The organism is Paenibacillus sp. FSL L8-0502, from assembly GCF_038593055.1.
GTDB lineage: Bacteria > Bacillota > Bacilli > Paenibacillales > Paenibacillaceae > Paenibacillus > Paenibacillus polymyxa_D.
The window spans coordinates 456,499-471,988 of record NZ_CP151958.1 but is presented as its reverse complement, the minus strand read 5'-3'; the positions used below and the strand labels follow the sequence as shown (position 1 = coordinate 471,988).

11 protein-coding genes and 1 riboswitch are annotated in these 15,490 nt (G+C 46.5%); of the genes, 8 read left to right on the top strand and 3 right to left on the bottom strand.

Features of this window, described 5'->3' with window-relative positions; translation table 11 throughout:
* The first annotated feature begins 28 nt into the window (after nt 1-28).
* The 5 genes from NSQ57_RS02105 (at nt 29) to NSQ57_RS02085 (ending at nt 7,034) form a co-directional block, all read left to right on the top strand.
* Nucleotides 29-622, top strand: coding sequence for a DUF5317 domain-containing protein (locus tag NSQ57_RS02105; protein WP_165147924.1), 594 nt, complete (start codon nt 29-31; stop codon nt 620-622).
* 282 nt (nt 623-904) lie between these two features.
* On the top strand, nt 905-2,755 hold the full coding sequence (locus tag NSQ57_RS02100; RefSeq protein ID WP_049816859.1) for a diguanylate cyclase: 1,851 nt from the start codon (nt 905-907) through the stop codon (nt 2,753-2,755).
* A 271-nt stretch (nt 2,756-3,026) separates the two neighbouring features.
* Nucleotides 3,027-4,745, top strand: coding sequence for a copper resistance CopC/CopD family protein (locus NSQ57_RS02095; protein WP_069010748.1), 1,719 nt, complete (start codon nt 3,027-3,029; stop codon nt 4,743-4,745).
* Nucleotides 4,746-4,800: 55 nt separating this feature from the next.
* Nucleotides 4,801-5,547, top strand: coding sequence for a DUF1775 domain-containing protein (locus tag NSQ57_RS02090; RefSeq protein ID WP_342425569.1), 747 nt, complete (start codon nt 4,801-4,803; stop codon nt 5,545-5,547).
* Nucleotides 5,548-5,786: 239 nt separating this feature from the next.
* Nucleotides 5,787-7,034, top strand: coding sequence for a stalk domain-containing protein (locus tag NSQ57_RS02085; protein WP_341038443.1), 1,248 nt, complete (start codon nt 5,787-5,789; stop codon nt 7,032-7,034).
* A 99-nt stretch (nt 7,035-7,133) separates the two neighbouring features.
* Here NSQ57_RS02085 and NSQ57_RS02080 read toward each other — a convergent pair whose 3' ends face one another.
* Nucleotides 7,134-7,517 (bottom strand): winged helix-turn-helix transcriptional regulator, encoded by a 384-nt coding sequence (locus NSQ57_RS02080; protein ID WP_023986690.1) that lies wholly within the window; start codon nt 7,515-7,517, stop codon nt 7,134-7,136.
* Between the two features lie 188 nt (nt 7,518-7,705).
* Here NSQ57_RS02080 and NSQ57_RS02075 point away from each other — a divergent pair, with 188 nt between their 5' ends.
* Nucleotides 7,706-8,380 carry an NAD(P)H-dependent oxidoreductase gene (locus tag NSQ57_RS02075; RefSeq protein WP_342425568.1) on the top strand — a complete coding sequence of 225 codons (675 nt, stop codon included), beginning with the start codon at nt 7,706-7,708 and terminating at the stop codon, nt 8,378-8,380.
* A 102-nt stretch (nt 8,381-8,482) separates the two neighbouring features.
* Here the strand turns inward: NSQ57_RS02075 and NSQ57_RS02070 are convergent, their stop codons facing one another.
* Nucleotides 8,483-8,863 carry a TIGR02328 family protein gene (locus NSQ57_RS02070; RefSeq protein ID WP_029514679.1) on the bottom strand — a complete coding sequence of 127 codons (381 nt, stop codon included), beginning with the start codon at nt 8,861-8,863 and terminating at the stop codon, nt 8,483-8,485.
* Nucleotides 8,864-8,896: 33 nt separating this feature from the next.
* Nucleotides 8,897-10,153 carry a DUF445 domain-containing protein gene (locus NSQ57_RS02065; protein ID WP_069290903.1) on the bottom strand — a complete coding sequence of 419 codons (1,257 nt, stop codon included), beginning with the start codon at nt 10,151-10,153 and terminating at the stop codon, nt 8,897-8,899.
* Nucleotides 10,154-10,745: 592 nt separating this feature from the next.
* On the opposite strand from NSQ57_RS02065, the gene NSQ57_RS02060 reads away from it, so the two are divergent.
* Both NSQ57_RS02060 and NSQ57_RS02055 read left to right on the top strand, forming a co-directional pair.
* Nucleotides 10,746-11,627, top strand: coding sequence for an AraC family transcriptional regulator (locus tag NSQ57_RS02060; RefSeq protein WP_029514677.1), 882 nt, complete (start codon nt 10,746-10,748; stop codon nt 11,625-11,627).
* 50 nt (nt 11,628-11,677) lie between these two features.
* Nucleotides 11,678-11,758: riboswitch (cyclic di-GMP riboswitch) on the top strand.
* A 195-nt stretch (nt 11,759-11,953) separates the two neighbouring features.
* Nucleotides 11,954-15,463: a collagen binding domain-containing protein gene (locus NSQ57_RS02055; RefSeq protein ID WP_342425567.1), complete on the top strand. Its 3,510-nt coding sequence runs from the start codon at nt 11,954-11,956 to the stop codon at nt 15,461-15,463.
* Nucleotides 15,464-15,490 lie beyond the last annotated feature (27 nt).

Below are 15,490 nucleotides of genomic sequence, written 5' to 3'. Positions count from 1 at the left end.
AAAAATTTGTGGAATCTGGAGAATGATAATGGTCTATGATGGAGTGCTACTGGGTCTCATTGTAGGTCTGTTCAGAGGAGGCTGGCGGCAAGGTCTGATCCGTTTCAGTCAAATTCGCCTTATAGCCGGCTGGATGTTCCCCGTGCTGCTACTGGTACAATTCATTATTTTTTATTTCCAAGAAAAATGGACTGGGCTGGCAGCCATTAACGGGTATCTATTTATGGGAGTCTACGTGGTTGGATTGATATTTCTCTGGTTGAACAGACATCATAAGGGATTCAAGCTTATTATCATCGGCGTATTGATGAATTTTATCGTTATGGCGGTGAATGGCGGCAGGATGCCAGTCTCGTTGAGCGCTTCGGAGGTGCTGGGTCCCTATTATACAGATATGCTTAAATCCGGAAGTGTCATCTCGAAACATTACATGATGGATGCGAGCACGCGTCTATCATTGCTTGGTGACATTATTCCTCTCTCCAAGCCCTATCCCCGCACGCAGGTAATTAGTATTGGAGATGTTGTCATGAACTTCGGGATGTTTCTGTTTATCCAAAGCATTATGGTCGTGAAAAGGACCACGGATAAGCAGCAAGAAACCAATCCCCGCCACGCCTAGTGCGTACCTTATTCCAAGGAAGGGAGGGAACCCTATGAAAAACTTGAAATACTCCCGTGTGATTATCAATGCTATTATTGTAGCTTCTGTCATAATTGCTTTGACTTCCGGTTACAAAATCGGGGGCTAGTCACCGATAAGAAAAAAAGGAAGCACAGGCTCAACAAAACAGGCTGGATTCCGGCCTGTTTTTTCATGTGAAATTTTCGATTATAAAATTGTAAATTATCCCATTCACCCCTGGTAGCTTTGACATCAAGATACGACAAGGCAGGAGAAGAAATGATGAGTATAATAAAAAAGCTGCAAGAACGGGTTACCGCGACGGGAATATATGTGTTTTTCATATGTTTGGCAGGCTTGATCGTCCTCCTGTATACGAATCAGTGGTCCTTTTTGCACTATACGACAACAGAGTGGGTCACGATCTATTCCCTATTGGGAGCAGTTCTAATTCTGGAGCATTTTACATTTCAGCTACCCCCAGCCAGTAACAAGCAGTCCATGGATTCCTCCGTGTATCTGGCTTGTATTTTTGTGCACGGCACCGAAATTGCTATTCTAATTTTACTGTTAAACGTAATCATTGCTATGTTCCGGCACACAGAACTGTCCTGGTGGAAGCATACCGTCAATTTTTCTATTTACGCCCTTTCCATTTTCCTGTCTTCAACAGTATTTGAACTAAGCGGCGGAACGCAGGGAGCTTTAAACCAAGAGCATTTCGCTTCCTACCTGCTGGCGTTAATTTGCTACTTTGCGGTGAACACAATCACACTGGGCATCTACTTTTATATCGCATACAAAGGGTCCTTCAATGAGCTTAAACAGGCTTTTTTGGCTGAATCCCTGCTCGTATACTTATGTACACTCATTCTGTCTTTGGTATTGACTACACTGATTTATAACAATGGCATTCTAGGACTTTTGCTGTTCCTTGGGCTAAGCATGCTCCTATCTCACGCATTCAAGCAAATGTTCACGCTGTATCGGGAAATCGAAGAAAAAGCAAACATGGATCGCAGAACAGGGCTATACAATCACAGCTACTTTGAAAATACACTTGAAGCTGAATTAAATATATCGAGATCCGAGAATACTCCCCTCAGTCTGGCGCTGATTGATATAGATGATTTCAAAAAATACAATGATCATTTCGGTCATCTTAAAGGCGATCAGCTACTGGGATTTCTCGGTGAGTTTCTTAAGAAGGAAACCTCCGACACCCCCATCACCGTATCCCGCTACGGTGGAGAAGAATTCACCCTGCTTATGCCTGATCATACCGCTGAACAAGCTTATGAAATAGTCAATGCTATTCGAAAAAGATTAAATGATTCTCGTTATGAGGGTGTCGAAATTTTTCCACATGGCTGTCTGTCCTTCTCCGCAGGTATTGCCCAAAGCCGCATTGACATCTACGACAAATCACAATTGGTCGATCTGGCGGATAAAGCCCTGTACTACGCCAAGAAACAGGGCAAAAACATCGTTCATACGCATGGAAGCTTAAATGAAGTGGAGCGTGAGGTGGATCTGGGGCAGGATATTCGTGATCTTGAGCAGCAGCTTAATTTGTTCTTATACAAGGATATTAATACCTTCAAGCATTCCAAACGGGTGTTCAGATATGCAGCAGACATGAGCGATGTGCTTCAACTCGGACCGGAGGATAAGCGGCGTTTCATACTAGGAGCTCTCATTCATGACATTGGTAAACTGGAGATTCCCTGGAATATCCTCAATAAAAAAGAGAAGCTGTCCGGTGAGGAATGGCAGATGGTGCAAGCGCATGTCATGTGGGGCAAGCGTATTGTAGAAGCCAACGAACGATTCGTAGATTTGATTCCTTTTGTGGAGCTGCATCATGAACGTTATGACGGAGGAGGCTATCCGTTTGGCTTTAAGGGCGAGCAAATTCCACTTTTATGTCGGATGCTGACGATCATCGACTCTTTTGATGCGATGACAACCGAGCGTCCCTATCAACCCACCAAAACGTTCGAGGAGGCCATTGAAGAATTACGCGCTTGCTCGGGTAGCCAATTCGATCCCAAACTAACGGCTATTTTTATCCATTATATTCAACACAAGCAACCTGCTTTCACGGATCTCATGGAAACAGGGCTCTAATTCCTTCATAGGCTCTTCCTCTTTCCCCTAGCATGGTTGAAATCGTCCTGAATTCAACCACACTAGGGGTTTTCATATGATTGGCATTTTGTATAATGCTTATTATTTCAAATTTCATATAAATGTCATAATTCGCTCCATCTATTCGCGCTATATGCACTATGATTAAGATAGGAATGGATTTGTACGTCAGGCAAAATCCTCCTGTATAAAATGTTATAAATGGGGATATCCTCGCTTCAAGTAATCGAGAGAAGGTGACTTCACAAGCATGTTATATCTGTCCAGACCAGCCCGTGTGGCTTGTCTTTTATTGCTGTGTCTCCCCCTTCTGGTCCTGTTTCCTCACTCTTCGTGGGCTCATGCATTTGTCATTGAATCCAGTCCGACCGAAAATCAGGTTTTGGACAAGTCGCCTTCTCAGGTGACCATTACCTTCAATGAAGATTTGCAATCTGCCTTCATGTCGATCAAAGTGACCGACGAAACAGGCAAGCGGGTCGACACAGGAAAAGCACAGCTTGACCCGAATCACAAAGCCACCATGGAAATCCAATTGATCCCAGGGATGAAAAATGGAATTTACTCTGTTAGTTGGAGAGCTTTATCCGCAGACGGACATCCAGTTAATGGAGTTATTCCATTTCAAGTAGGCAGCGGTTCCAATGCGCCTACCCATCAAGCTACCGCACCTGAAGGCTCAGGGACATCACGAATCGACTTAATCGCTGTCCGTTGGTTTCTTTACATAGGACTATCGCTGCTTTTTGGAGCGATTTGTTTCCGGCTGTTCATCTTACCGAGCATAAGCCAAGACAAGAATCAAAGTGAACAGCATAAGCAAAATCAGCGGCCCTTTGAAACATCGCCCCGCTGGAATAAACTGCTATGGAGCGGCTACGGCATAACGTCTGCCGCCATTCTGATCAGCCTGCCACTTCAGGCTTCATGGGATGCCGGGGTTTCCATCAGGGAGGGCTTCTCACTCCCGATTCTGGGAGAAGCTCTCCAGTTTACTGGAGCCGGACAAATTTGGTTTATCCAGATGATTCTCGTGCTACTCCTAAGCGTAACGCTGATTTACGCGCTGGATTACAGCATTTCGAGTCGCCAGCGCCGTCTTTGGGGCTACAGCTCGGCTCTCCTAACGCTATGCCTCATGCTGTCCAAGGCCTTTGTCGGTCACCCGGCAGCGGCTACCCATCCAGCTCCAGCCATTGCGGCGGACTTCGTCCATCTCGCGGCAGCAGCCTTTTGGATCGGCTCACTTGCCGTCATGGTCGTGTGCCTGCCGGTTGCCGGAGCAGAGTTGCCCGTATCCGAGCGGGCAACTCTACGACAAGCCGCCTTGCGCCGCTTCGCCGGCTGGGGCATTGCTATGGTGGCGGCGTTACTCGCCACCGGTATATATGGAGCCGTGCTGTACATTCCGGCTCCCTCCATGCTGCTGAACACGTCCTATGGACTCGTTCTGCTCGGCAAAGCAGCGCTGCTGCTAGTCATGCTGGCCTTCGCGGCCAGCCAGTTCCGCAGCGCACGGCAAGCGGCGCCCAGCAAGCAAGCCGCCCGGGGATTGCGTGCCGAGTTGTCCGTCGGCCTGCTCGTGATGCTGTTGACTGCGGTGCTCACTCACCTGTCACCCGGTCAGGCACCTGCTGTACCGTTTGAGGAGACTCGCACTACGGGTGGATATAACGTTACCCTGGCAGTCAGTCCCAATGCTGTGGGCAGCAATGAATTTAAGGTATCCGTTCAGGACAGCAAGGGTGCTGCCGTTTCAGGAATCCAGCAGGTTACATTAACGCTCACTCCAGCAGACCCTGACCAAGATCAACAGGAATTTGTTCTACCTGTGAAGCAGCAACAGCCATTCCGCAGTCAGGAATTGATGACCTCCGAAGGAACATGGGCGGTAAAGGTACATGCTCTGACGGCTTCACTCGATGCGGTTGATGCTGAATTCACCCTGCATGTAGGCGGTAAAAAATAATTATTTTATACTTCAGGATTTTGTGAAATCCTCACTTAAAAGGAGCGAATTGAATATGAATACAACAATTCAAACAGCAAAATCCAGATTTTCCAGGTTTGCGACCTCTGTGGGTCTAATCGCAGCGGGTGCCTTACTTTTTGCAGGTATGGCCAGTGCACATGTGACAGTCAAGCCTTCTGTTTCACAACCTAATGCGTGGGAAACGTACACATTGAAAGTACCCGTGGAAAAAAACATTCCAACCACCAAAGTCGCCTTGAAAATTCCGAATAAGGTCGTTTTCAAACAATACGAGCCTGTACCGGATTGGAAGGTAGCCACCGAAAAAGACAGCTCTGGCAAAGTAATCACCGTGACCTGGACGACTGAAAAAGACGGCATTCAAGCAGGTCAGTATCAGCGTTTCGGCTTTGTAGCGCAAAATGCAGACCAGAATACCGCAGCAGCCTGGGACGCCTTCCAGTATTACAGTGACGGAAGTATCGTGGAATGGACAGGCGACGAAGGAAGTAGCAATCCTCATTCCATTACCGAAATCACGGCGGATGCCACGTCCGCAACTCCTGCCCCTGCCGCAGACAGCGGACACGATTCGGCGGGTACGGCAGCAGGCCACGCCAGCACAGATACGGCTAATGATAGCAACCCCGCACCTGCTTCGAACAATGCTGTAGAAGCTGCACCTGCCGCTTCTGCTCCAGCCAGCTCTGCTGCACAAACGACAGCACTCGTTCTCTCGATCATTGCAGTCGTTCTTGGTGCCACAGCTGTCGGCATTGCACTCAAGCGCCGCAAGTAATCTGGGTTACGTATAAAGTTAAGAGCGTTTTAAAAAGAAAAAGCTGATACCTATTTAAAAGGTGTCAGCTTTTTTTGTATGAAAGAAAACGATTAATAGTCAGCTTTAATACATACTCAGATTCATCTCATCCTATTATTTCACATTCACCTTTCTATCATTTTTTTGGTAAAATAGGTAGAACCCTCACGATTCTAACATGATAGCATTGCAATCTATTGAGCATAGGAGATCATAGGATGAAAATCGTAAATAAAGCTCTGTTATCTAGTGCTATTTTTCTGAGTACCACAGTGGGCATCTATAGCCCCTTGGCACAAGCTGAAGCCGGCAAGATCAGCATTATGCTGGACGGATATGCATTACCGTTCCCTGTACAACCTGCCATGATGAACGGCACGACCATGGTTCCCTTTCGTGCGATTTCTGAGGCTCTTGGCATTACAGTGAAATGGGATCAAGCCAGCCAAAGCATCACTGCTACCAAGGCGCAAGGCTCTTCTACCAAGCAGGTGGTTCTAAAGATGGGTAGCCGCAATGCCACAGTGGACGGACAAGCGGTTCAACTAACAGCCGCTCCGCAAACCGTGCACGGCAGCACCATGATTCCGCTGGGCTTTTTCGGGCAGCAGTTTGGAGCCACGGTGAACTGGAACCAAGGAACGCGGACGGTCTCCATTACATCGCCACGTGAAGCCATGTATACAGTAGGCTTCTATGCGCTGTCTTCCTTTGACCAAAAATCCAAAATACCGGATTTTAACGTCGTTGCCTTCGGCTGGAGTCGAATTGATACGAACGGACAATTTACCACAAACGGCAAAGAATACAAATGGCCTCAAGCCGCTGGAACTGTAACGCCAGAGTCCATTGTGCAGGAGGCAGACAGCCAGGGGACTTCCCCTTACCTGATGGTCTATTCCGGAGATGGCAATCACGAGCTGACCAAAGTTTTGGAAAATGCGCAGCTTCAAGAACAAACCATTTCCCAAATTGTCAGCACCGCCACCGACAAACAATTTAAAGGCATTACGCTAGACCTGGAAGGATTGGGCTGGAGCGGCGACAAAGCCAAAGCTCGTTCAGACTACAACACCTTTATTAAAAAGCTATCGACCAAAGCGCATCAGGCCGGGCTCAAGCTCACCGTCGTTCTGCATCCGCTGAACAGCTCTTACTCTGGCTATGACTACAAAACGCTGGGCAATCTGGCGGACGATCTGATCATCATGGCTTATGATTACGGACAAAAGGCTACACCTGAGCCTTTGGAAAAAGTGGATGAAGCCATCCAACTGGCCTTGAAGGAAACCTCGCGGGACAAGCTCATTTTGGGGATTTCGATGGGTAGCGAAAAAGACAGCACCGTTAACGCCAAGATCGGTTTAGCCAAACGTTATGACCTCAAAGGAATCGCTATCTGGCGCTTGGGCATCATTGGAGAAACGGCCTGGTCACAGATGAACGAAGCCATCGAGTTTAAATAAGTGTACATTTTATCCAAGTAAAACCGACCTTATTTCGCCCGCCAGATGATTTCTTATGAGTCTTCTATGAAATCATCTGGCGGGCTTTCTTCATTCCCTTTAACAAAAGTGCTTGCCTGATTTGGAAGTTGTCGTCACAGGCTCGCAACCCTGTTCTCCATAGAAGATCCCCCAGTCTCTCATAAAATCCAGCAATGGCCTTAACGTATCTCCTAACGGGGTAAGCGAGTATTCCACACGCGGTGGGTTCTCGTTATAAATTTCACGGTGCACAATGCCATCTCTCTCTAATTCACGCAACTGCAAGGTTAGCATCCGCTGTGTAATATTAGGCAAGGTCCGTCGAATTTCGTTATAGCGCCGCGGTCCTGTGGTCAAATGATACAAGATGACTCCCTTCCATTTGCCGCCTATAACCCCGACGGTTTTCGCTACCGGACATCCAAAATTAACGCTAACTGCATGTTCCATCTCCTGTGCCATGTATACCCTTCTTTCTGTAGAATGTGTAAACCAATAGCCTCAGACGTATGACAAGAAACAAATATGTGCGTACTTGTTCCCTGCAAAAACTTTCTATATGATAACTATATATTCGATATCAGCTCTCATTATAGTAGCAGAAAACCCATAGAGCACCAACTAAACCCATACCCAAAGGAGTACATTTTATGTCTAATACATCAGCTAAAAAACAGGAAATTCTGGACGCCTTTCTGTTCAGGCACGCCACGAAAGAATTTGATCCCAATCGCATCATACCGGAAGAGGATTTTCAGTTCATTCTCGAAACCGGGCGACTTTCTCCAAGCTCCGTCGGTTTTGAACCATGGCAGTTTGTAGTTGTACAAAATCAGGCATTAAGAGAGAAGCTGGCTGCGGTTTCCAGCGGTGGCCAAAAGCAGATTCCTGCGGCTAGCCACGTCATCCTGATTTTGGCGCGCAAGGATGTTCGTTATGATTCTCCTTACGTGGAGTATATGTATAAAGAGGTTAAAGGTATGTCTGAGGAGGAATTTGCCTCACTGACAGGCCGCTATAAGATTTTCCAGGGTGAAAGTCAACACCTGCTGGAAAACGAACGTACGCTATTTGACTGGGCTTCCAAGCAAACCTATATTGCCTTAGGCAATATGATGACCGCGGCGGCTCAGATCGGTATTGACTCCTGTCCGATTGAGGGTTTTAACTACGATCAGGTGCATGCCATTTTGGAGGAAGAAGGACTGCTGGAGAACGGGCTGCTCGATATTTCAGTCATTGCTGCCTTCGGTTATCGCGCTCATGAACCCAAACGTGAAAAATCCAGACAACCCCTGGAAAAGGTCACACGCTGGATTCTGTAATCTAATATCCCGATTCTCTCCCAAACGATGAACATTGAAGCATCAAAAAAGCGGGCTTGCGGCACTTCATCTGAATGATGAACCTACCACAGCCCGTCTTTTTTAGGTCACTTCAATTTCTATTAAAATCCCCTTGGAAGCCAGGTTATCCAGGCACTCCTTCATATACTCATCGTCATGCTCCACATATGCACCCGCGCCTGCCAGTTCCTCACCCAGCTCTGCCTCCCAAGGCTCACACTGCTTACCGCGATACAAAGGCTGTTCCCATAGTGGGTCAACATTGTACCCTCTGCTTTTCATTTCGTCCATAATGAGCCTATGATAGCGCACCAGCAGCATGGGGTGATAATCGAACACATAATTCACCGTGGCGTGTGGCTTGCCCCACCCATTCCCGCGCAGGGCACAGCACTCACGATGTTGCCCCAGCAGTTGCGGACGGGGTAACTTGTCGATTAAATGTTCATGCCAAAGCCTCATGCTTCCACAACCCTATCTGTAGCTTTTTCTGATCTATTGGATTAGCATACGGATACCTGTCAGCACAATGCCGATCAGGAAGCCTGTAACTGCGCCATTAATACGTATCCACTGCAAATCCTGTCCCAGTTTGTCCTCCATCAGTGCAATCAGGGATTTGTTATCCATTTTGTCTACATTTTCGCGCACCAAGTTACCAATCCGACTATGGTTGGCTTCCACCAGTCCAGTAATACCTTCCACAATTCGCACATTAATCTTGTCCAGCAGCTCGGTATTCCCTCTTAAATCAGTCAACATTCGATCCAATAGCGGTAAAATATAGGTCTGCACATAGCTTCCGTCTTCCATGTAGTCCAATAAGCGTATACGCAGTTCCTCCATTTTTCCCAGCACCGACGCATCACCTTCCCAGGCTTCAACAAGGCTATCCTTCCAGCCGTTCAACCCTTCCTGAACCGTATCTTTCGTCGCCAATCGGGTCACCTGTGTTCTTAGACCATCCAGCACGGCCTGACGGCGCGGGTGCTCTTCCCGTTGCAGTTCTGCTACCTGATCCAGCAAAAAATGACGAATCATTTCACCCATACGCTCTTCGTTCAGATAGCCGAGGAATGCGTTCAAGGCAAACTGCATCAGTCCGCTCACCTGCAAACCGCTGACAGCCTGCATACCTAAGGTACCCAGCGTATAGCCCGTTTCGGGTCGCAAAAGCCAGGACTCGGCTTGTTCCAGCGTGTAATCCAGCGCGCGGCGATCATAACCCTTCTCGCTGGTCTGACGAGCAAGCGCCTCCAGCAGCGGTCCGGCGTCAAAGTCAGTCATCTGCCGCTTGAGCTCTGCCACGATGACCGGAGCCAATTCCGCGAGCGGGAGCGACTGGACGAGCCGCTTGGCAAGAACATCTATGGATGCCGCCGCCTCCGGCGTGCGCAAACCTTTTTCCACACCACCCAGCACCAAATCGGCCAAACGAATATCTGCAATTTTAGACGCGATGCTGTCTTTGTTTAGCAAGTTATTTTCCACCGTACTCACCAAGGCATTTGTGAGCTTGTCCCTATTTTTAGGAAGCAGCGCGGTATGTGGTATCGGAATGCCTAGCGGATGACGAAACAAAGCAGTGACAGCGAACCAGTCCGCCAGTCCCCCTACAAGTCCTGCCTCAAAAGCTCCGGCTAACAAACGAGCCCAGCCATATTGCTGGAAGGGCAATGTGGCTGCAAAGCCTGCCCCTAGAATAACAAGCGACCAAGCCGCTGCGGTTTTCGTATTTTTGGGTTTTCCCATCCTGTAATCCTCCAAACTGACTGTCGAGTAAGTAAAGCACTATACCTGTATTACCCATCATATCATTGCCCGTGTCATTTCCAAAGTTGAAAGCACTCTTGATGAAACGCGTAAGGTCACTTTTTGCGTAATTTTTTATGCATATATCTCTCTTTTTTACATTCATGTTCGTGAACTAAATCACAACACTAGGCCCAAAATCTCATTTTTAATAATAAGCCTTACGAACCATTTTATCAGAACCAAGTCCTAAATTTCTTAAACCGAAAGGAGAAGTGAAGGGAAAAGTTGAATGGGCATGTAAGATATCTTTTTCAGCACTAATTCTATCTTTGACCCCAGAAAGGATTTGAATCCATGATGACCTCAGAATTCTTTCAACAATATTCGACCTTTTATACGGACGATCAGGTTAGATGTCCATAAGAGCGAGGCTTCTATAAAACTTACAAACATATTTTGATATATAGACATATTTCATGTGATAAAATAAACTTTTATATAGTAAATCATGTTTAATCAGCCATTATATATTGGTTAAATCAAACCAAGATAAGCTAGATAAAATTGCTTCTTTGTAAAGGAATTGAATATGACAACAGACCAAAAAAACAACGAGGGCCTCTGGAACGGCGAACCTGTCGTAATTGTGCGCACTCCCTCCGCTTTTGCCAAGCAATCCCTTTTATATATTCAGGAATTAGGCTACTTCCAAAAAACTTCTGCTTTTACGGTGGAAAGAAAAGAACTCGCCTCTTTTTTGCTTGTTTTTACGTTGTCTGGTAAGGGAGAATTACTATACCGGGACAAGAAATATATTTTAAAGCCTCATGATTTGTTTTTTATTAATTGTGAGGAGTATGTGCAATATAGCACCTCCGGTCATGAAGCCTGGGAGTTTATCAGCTTATACCTGTACGGCAACCTGATCGGAAACTTTTACGAACAATTTGCCAAGCATAATAAACCGGTAATATCCATGCATAATCCGTATATTATATTGGACAAACTGCATGCTCTGATTTGTGGGCAGTCTGACAGAAGTCTTTCCGCTGAACTGCTAACGTCCAGGCTCATTGGTGAAATACTGATGTGCATCTTGCAGCATCCCTATGATCACCAGCATGTGAATGCTGAAACCCTCAGCGAAGTACGTCGGGTACAGCAATATTTGGATCAGTCCTACTGTGAGCGAATAACACTGGACTCGCTGGCAGATATGTTTGAATTAAACAAGTTTAATCTGGCTAAAAATTTCAAAAAGCAGATCGGTTTCTCTCCGATTGATTATCTCATTAATGTCCGTATCACGGCCGCTCAAAGCTGGCTTAAAACCAGTGACATGTCCATTGTGGATATCGCAAGGTACGTAGGTATTCCCAATACGAGCCATTTTATTAACCTGTTCAAGGAGCATGTAGGAGAAACACCTCATTCCTTCCGCAAAAAGTGGGGGAACCGTTCCAAGCTGTAAATGAGAGGTTACATGAAACCAGTTTGATAGATGATAGACGCACAAGCTATTCAAGTTAATGGCAAAGCTGTCGAAAGGCAGTGACGCAAAACTATAGGGCCTTCCTATCCGGATGGCAGCCAGCTACCAGATGAACGAGCTTTTTATTATGCCCTTTTTTACATAGATCCACCACAATTTGCTATGCCTATCTCGAAAAAAGCCCTGATCGCTATGATCAGGGCTTTTTTTTCTATTGGGATAGTCATGTCAGCCTAGCATGCTGAATATACTAATTTCGAACGAAGCATTGCCATATTACGATGAATAGGAGAATCACTTGGAGCATGAGAACAAAAATAAATGTAATGATCATTGCCTTATTGCTCATTGTCCAAAGCTTTTTCAACGCAACACTGGCTTACGCAGATGCTCCAGCCCCAGAACTGCCGCAGAGTGCTGTATCCGATCCTACACATACCGTTACGGATGCTGTATACGGTGTCCCAAACCTTGAACCTCCCAGGGAGATTCCTTCAAACACGCCCCCCTTCGTTCAAGGAGCAGTCAGTTCAAAATCTCAACATGATGCAACTCCGCAGAGCATACTAACGAAGTTGAGCCTGACCGACGAATCAGGGCATGTCATTGATGCAGTATATAGTCCCGACAGCCAATTCGACATCGGATCAGCCATCCAACTAGGCTATGAATGGGAGCTTCCTGACAATACCTATAAGTCAGGAGACACTTTCACCTTTCACTTACCAGAACAGTTTGTCATCTACACTGATATCTCATCTCCGTTAGTCACTACCGACGGAACCGTGGGATACTTCACAGTAGATCGTCAGGGCAAGGTGATCATGACCTTTAACCCATATGTAGAGACTCATTCCAATGTCAGCGGCAAACTGCAAATCAAAACCGAGTTTACAAAAGAAATAGTGAAAGGTAGTACAGAGGTCATCATTGCGATTCCGATCAAAGGCGGGGTGCAAACGGTCATCGTGAATGTAAAGCCCCAGTCAGGGCCGACCCTAAGCAAACAAGGGAAACTAGCTGGCACAAATCAGATCGACTGGACCATTGATGTGAACAAACAGCTAAACACCGTAAAGCATGCCTTCATCACCGATCCAATTCCTTTAGGACTGGAACTCAGAAGAGACTCTATCCGGCTCTATCATCTCCAAGTCAATATCGACGGATCGACCGTTGTTCGAGACCTAGTAAATGCGAGTGAATATGCCATTGAAGCAGATCAAGCCGGGACAGGGTTTGTGATTCGTTTTCAAGACGATAGCATGAACACGGCCTACCAGATTCAATATTCCACGCGCATTACTGGCGACGAAACTCGTTTTTCCAACACAGCAACGCTTTCAGGAGATGCGATAGAGAACGTTGCTGCTACCGGTACTGTTCAGGTAGAACGTGGTGAGTTTTTGTCCAAAAAGGTTGAAAAATATGATCATGCCACACAAACACTCTCGTGGGCCATACGATACAACTTCGGCGAGACAAAAATCCCCGAAGCCAAAGCTCTTTTAATTGATCATTTCAACAAAACTCAAGAATTGCTACCCGGTTCCTTGAAAGTATTTAAAGGAAACACGCTGGAGGAACTCCCATCGTGGGCGTATACTGTCATCCCAGTTGATTATCCGGACCGCAACGGCTTCAAACTTCAATTTAACTTTGACGTAGATTCAGCCTATACCATCCGATACCAGACTCAAGCCAGAGGCCGTGTCTATGAAAATGGAAAAGTTATAAACATCATAACCTCAGATGGAATCCAGAAGATCGTATCGACAGAAATCACAAGCGGAGTTATGACTAAAATGTATGACACACCCAATTACAACACCAAAATCATACCTTGGGTGATTACCATTAATACAGACTTGTACACCATGAAAAATATTGTCATTCACGATGTGTTTCCAAACGGGGGCTTGGCCTTGTTGCCGGACACCCTGAAAATTCAAACTGTTGACGGAACAACGAAGCTACGTGCCCCCACGGATTATGAGCTGATTCCGCTATCACAGGACTATAAACAAGGATTTACGCTCAAATTTCATAAAACCATTCATAAAGCTTATACGATCAAGTATTCAACCACCTATAACAATGACTGGAAAACGGATACGACGAAGCCTGAGTTTCGTAATAAATCCATTATAGAATACCAGTTTGAAGACGGAGAAACATCATCGCATGCCGTGGAGTGCCCGATCTGGCCGGACTTTATGACACAACGAAACGGTGCCAAGCAAGGAAGCTATAATGCGACCTCCAAGCTCATTACCTGGGACATTAAAGCCAACTACAATCGCAAGATCCTAAACCACGCGGAAGTGAGAGACCCCTTGCTGCAAGGTCAGAAGTTACTGCCCGGCTCCGTGAAAGTACACGATATGACCTTGCTGGGATGGTGGGATGGCGTACAAAAAGGGGCTGAAATCCCGGCAGATCAATACACCATTATCCCTCCCTCCGAGCAAAATGGGAATGAATTGCGTATCCAGTTCAAGGAGCAGATACAGACTCCCTACTGGATTACCTTTCAAACTTCATTGGAAGGAGAACTGATTGACAAGGAAATTCATAATCAAGCCCTTCTACTGGATGGACAAAAAACAGTCTCCAAATGGGCAGCGCAAGTCACGGTACCTCATGGTGGAGAATATGTATCTAAAGTCGGTACACAAAATGGAAATAAGATCGACTGGAGCATCCGCATCAATGAAGGACAGTCACATGTATCCAACGCTAAAATTATAGATCAGCCTAGCAGCAATCAAATCTTAATCGAGGATTCCTTTCATTTGTACTCTACAATCATCGCTGCCAACGGAAATACCACCAAGGGCACCGAGTTGATTAGAAACCAAGATTACAAGCTGTATATCAAAACAGATGCTCAAGGCCAGCAAACTTTTGAACTTGCTTTTGCCAAGGATATTTCCTCTGCTTTTATTCTTGAATACCAATCATTCATTCATGCTGAGGACAAAGCCAAAGTGAGTAATAAGGTTGCCTTTGAGGGGGATCGCTTGACGACAGAGATACGGGAAACCAGCCAGGAAATCATTGTACGAACGTCTTCCGGCTCCGGTTCCGGCGGGGGTGTGACCGAAAGTCTTGAGTTGACCAAGGTAGACCAGGATATGCCTGAGAAGGTACTGCCTGGCGCACAGTTTGCACTCTATGATAAAGGTCAAAAAAGAGCCCCTCTCATTCAGACCACCAATCAGGAAGGCAAAATCATCTTTTCCTCCTTGCTTCATGACGATTACATCTTGGAGGAATTGGCAGCACCGGAGGGCTATAAAATCACCGAGAGCAAGCTTGAGATCAAAATAGACGCAACACTGCGACAAAGCTCTGGTGTAAAAAAGATTGTGATCACCAACCGTAAAGAAAAGAAAAACGAACCAGGAACGCCTACTCATCCAGACCCGTCACCCCCGTCTGGAGGCTCAGGTAAGAAACATGACAGAGATCCGGAAATACCCGATACTCCGTCTGTAACCGTTCCTCCGTCATTGCCAATGTCTCCGGAGGACATAGCCCTTCTACAGGAGGAACCTGCACCTATACCGCCGGAGCCGCCAGCCGTCATGCCTCATCAAGATCCTTCTCCTCCGGTGGATTCGAAAGACGATCCCAAACCTAAGATCCGTGTCAAGGTTCCCGGGAAAGAGCCAGAAGAGCCAGAGGATCCACCTGCGGTACATCAGTTGCCCCAAACAGGTGAAAGCAGCCCCGTTCCGTTCTATTTGACAGGCATAGCGTTGGTTATGTGGGGCGTATTGTTGAAATTCACACGGACGAACAAAAAGTAAAATGGATCACCTGCCCTGATCTCTCGC

Coding starts and splice junctions, on each gene's coding strand:
- NSQ57_RS02105 (WP_165147924.1), top strand. CDS start 29: ATGGTCTATGATGGAGTGCTACTGGGTCTCATTGTAGGTCTGTTCAGA.
- NSQ57_RS02100 (WP_049816859.1), top strand. CDS start 905: ATGATGAGTATAATAAAAAAGCTGCAAGAACGGGTTACCGCGACGGGA.
- NSQ57_RS02095 (WP_069010748.1), top strand. CDS start 3,027: ATGTTATATCTGTCCAGACCAGCCCGTGTGGCTTGTCTTTTATTGCTG.
- NSQ57_RS02090 (WP_342425569.1), top strand. CDS start 4,801: ATGAATACAACAATTCAAACAGCAAAATCCAGATTTTCCAGGTTTGCG.
- NSQ57_RS02085 (WP_341038443.1), top strand. CDS start 5,787: ATGAAAATCGTAAATAAAGCTCTGTTATCTAGTGCTATTTTTCTGAGT.
- NSQ57_RS02080 (WP_023986690.1), bottom strand. CDS start 7,517: ATGGCACAGGAGATGGAACATGCAGTTAGCGTTAATTTTGGATGTCCG.
- NSQ57_RS02075 (WP_342425568.1), top strand. CDS start 7,706: ATGTCTAATACATCAGCTAAAAAACAGGAAATTCTGGACGCCTTTCTG.
- NSQ57_RS02070 (WP_029514679.1), bottom strand. CDS start 8,863: ATGAGGCTTTGGCATGAACATTTAATCGACAAGTTACCCCGTCCGCAA.
- NSQ57_RS02065 (WP_069290903.1), bottom strand. CDS start 10,153: ATGGGAAAACCCAAAAATACGAAAACCGCAGCGGCTTGGTCGCTTGTT.
- NSQ57_RS02060 (WP_029514677.1), top strand. CDS start 10,746: ATGACAACAGACCAAAAAAACAACGAGGGCCTCTGGAACGGCGAACCT.
- NSQ57_RS02055 (WP_342425567.1), top strand. CDS start 11,954: ATGAGAACAAAAATAAATGTAATGATCATTGCCTTATTGCTCATTGTC.